The following is a 2,621-nucleotide window of genomic DNA, read 5'->3' on the forward strand; positions in this document are numbered from 1 at the left end:
GGTCACGACCGATCCCGCGGACAAGGACGTCTACCCGATCGACACCCACCACGACGCCACCGAGCAGATCGTCTGCTGGGACGGCGACCTGCTGGCCCTGACCGCCTTCGACTCCGAGGGACTGGCCGAGGGCAGGCTGGTGGACCCGGAGACGGGCGAGAGCACGGTGGTCGACAGCCGGATGGGGGGCGCGCTCGTCCACGCCCGCGACGGCGCGGCCCTGTTCCGGGTCGGAGCCCGCGGGCACCGCGAACTGCTCCGGATCGTCCCGGACGGCCGGTGGTGGCCGCTGTTGCCCGTCGACACCGGGTCCACCACGGACGCCGGCGTGATCCTCGACGCCGGGGGCGAGGACCGGCCCATGAGGATGATCGTCCGCAGCGACCACTCCGCGGAGCGCATGGGCCTGATCGCGGTGGTCGCGGACGAGGAGAGCACGGAGTCCTGGCCGGTGGCCTACCGGGAGGACGCGGACCTGGACCGGGTGGAGGTGAGCCTGGACCGTTCGACGGCGGTGCTGCTGTGGAACGTCCGCGGGGGCTTGTCGGAGATCGAGGTGCTCGACCTGAGCGGGGACCGGCCGCGGGTGATCGTCAGACCGCCGCTCCCCGAGGTCGTGGCGTCCTCGCCCACCCTCACCGCCGACGGCCGTCTGCTGGCGCTCACCGTGCAGAGCCTCGACCAGCCGCCGCGCATCGTCATGTACGACGTGGAGCGACGGAGGTGGACGGGAGAGCCGCCGAGGCAACCGGATCCGGCGCCGGTGCTGGTCCACTTCACGGCCCGCGACGGGCTGGAGTTGTCCGGCTGGCTGTACCGCGCAGACCCGGCCGACGAACCGACGCCCACGGTCGTGTACCTCCACGGCGGGCCCGAGGGACAGTCCCGGCCGGGGTACAACGACCTCGCCCGCCGGTACCTCGACATCGGCGTGACCTACTTCGCGCCCAACGTGCGTGGGTCCACGGGGTCCGGACGCTTCTTCAGCCACGCCGACGACCGCTACGGCCGCTTCGCGGGGATCGACGACGTCGAGGACGCGCTGTTGCACCTGGTCGAGGCGGGCATCGCCGACCCCGACCGGGCGGTGGTCTCGGGCCGCTCCTATGGCGGGTATCTGGTGAACGCGACCCTGGTCCGGCACCCCGGGCGGTGGCGAGGGGGCATCGCGGCGTGCGGGATGAGCGATCTCCAGAGTTTCTACCGCACCACCGAGCCGTGGATCGCCGCCGCCGCCTATCCCAAGTACGGGAACCCGCTGCAGGAGCGGGAACTACTCAGGGAGGCGTCGCCGCTACATCTGTATCACCATGTCGACGTCCCCGTGCTCTTCGTCCACGGGGCACACGACACCAATGTGCCGCTCAGCGAGACGGAGCAGGCCGTGGAGGCCTTGCGTCGCCGCGGCGTACCGGTGGACGTGCTGCTCTTCGAGGACGAGGGTCACGAGTTCGTGAAATTGGCCAACAGGCAGCTGCTCGGGGACCGGGTGGTCGACTTCTGTCAGGAGGTGTTCGGTGTTCGGACGCAAGAAGAGTGAACCCGGCGACGCGGACGGGTTCGAGGGACGACTGATCGGGTGGCGGCGCCACATCCACGCCCACCCCGAGTTGTCCTACGAGGAGACCGAGACCACCGACTACATCGAGGGTGAGCTCCGGTCGATGGGGCTCGAGCCGACGCGGTTCCGGATCGGCACCGGCCTGTGGTGCGACGTCCCGGCCGCCGACGGCGCCACCGCGACGGACGTCGTGGCCCTGCGCGCGGACATCGACGCACTGGCCATGGGCGAGGACTCCGGCGAGCCCTTCGCCTCGGAGGTCGACGGGGTCGCCCACACGTGCGGTCACGACGGCCACACCGCGATGCTCCTGGGCGCGGCCGAGATGCTGGTCGCCGACCCGCCGCCGCGCCCCGTGCGCCTGATCTTCCAGCCGGCGGAGGAGACCATGCCGGGTGGCGCCAAGGACTGCGTCGAGGAGGGCGTGGTGGAGGGCGTGGACCGCATCCTCGCGCTGCACTGCGACCCGCACCGCCGTGTCGGCGAGGTGGGCGTGACCGGCGGCGCCATCACCTCGTCCAACGCCAAGATCGGCATCACGGTCCACTCGGACGGCGGGCACACCGCCCGGCCCCACGAGACCCAGGACACGGTCTTCGCCCTGGCGCAGATCGTCACGGGGGTGACCGCTGTGGTCGACCGGACGATCGACCCGCGCTCGGGAACGGTCCTGACCTGGGCCTCGGTCAAGGCCGGAGGCACCGCACCCAACGTCATCCCCGACTCGGGGCAGCTGTGGGGCACGCTGCGCAGCGCCGACCGCGACGTGTGGGCCACGGCGGAGCCCGTCGTCCGCGAGGCCGTCGAGACGATCGCCGCGACCTACGGGGTCCGCGCCGAGGTCGACTACGTCCAGGGCGTGCCGCCGGTGGTCAACGACGAGACCTGCGCCGACCTGGCCGCGTCGGCCGTCGAGCAGGTGCTCGGTGCCGACGGGGTGGGCACCGCCGTCCAGTCCAGCGGAGGCGAGGACTTCGCCTGGTACACCGAGGAGATCCCCGGCGTCTACCTGCGGCTGGGGGTGTGGGACGGCGAGTCCGAGGAGACCGACCTGCACCAC

2 protein-coding genes are annotated in these 2,621 nt (G+C 71.8%); both read left to right on the forward strand.

What is annotated here, in order from left to right:
• A partial coding sequence (locus G6020_RS11675) for a prolyl oligopeptidase family serine peptidase (protein ID WP_241732682.1) occupies positions 1 to 1,540 on the forward strand: 1,540 nt, incomplete at its 5' end.
• A partial coding sequence (locus tag G6020_RS11680) for an amidohydrolase (RefSeq protein WP_182610748.1) occupies positions 1,518 to 2,621 on the forward strand: 1,104 nt, incomplete at its 3' end. The genes G6020_RS11675 and G6020_RS11680, both read left to right, overlap by 23 nt.

This window comes from Dietzia sp. B19, from assembly GCF_014145155.1.
GTDB classification, from domain to species: domain Bacteria; phylum Actinomycetota; class Actinomycetes; order Mycobacteriales; family Mycobacteriaceae; genus Dietzia; species Dietzia natronolimnaea.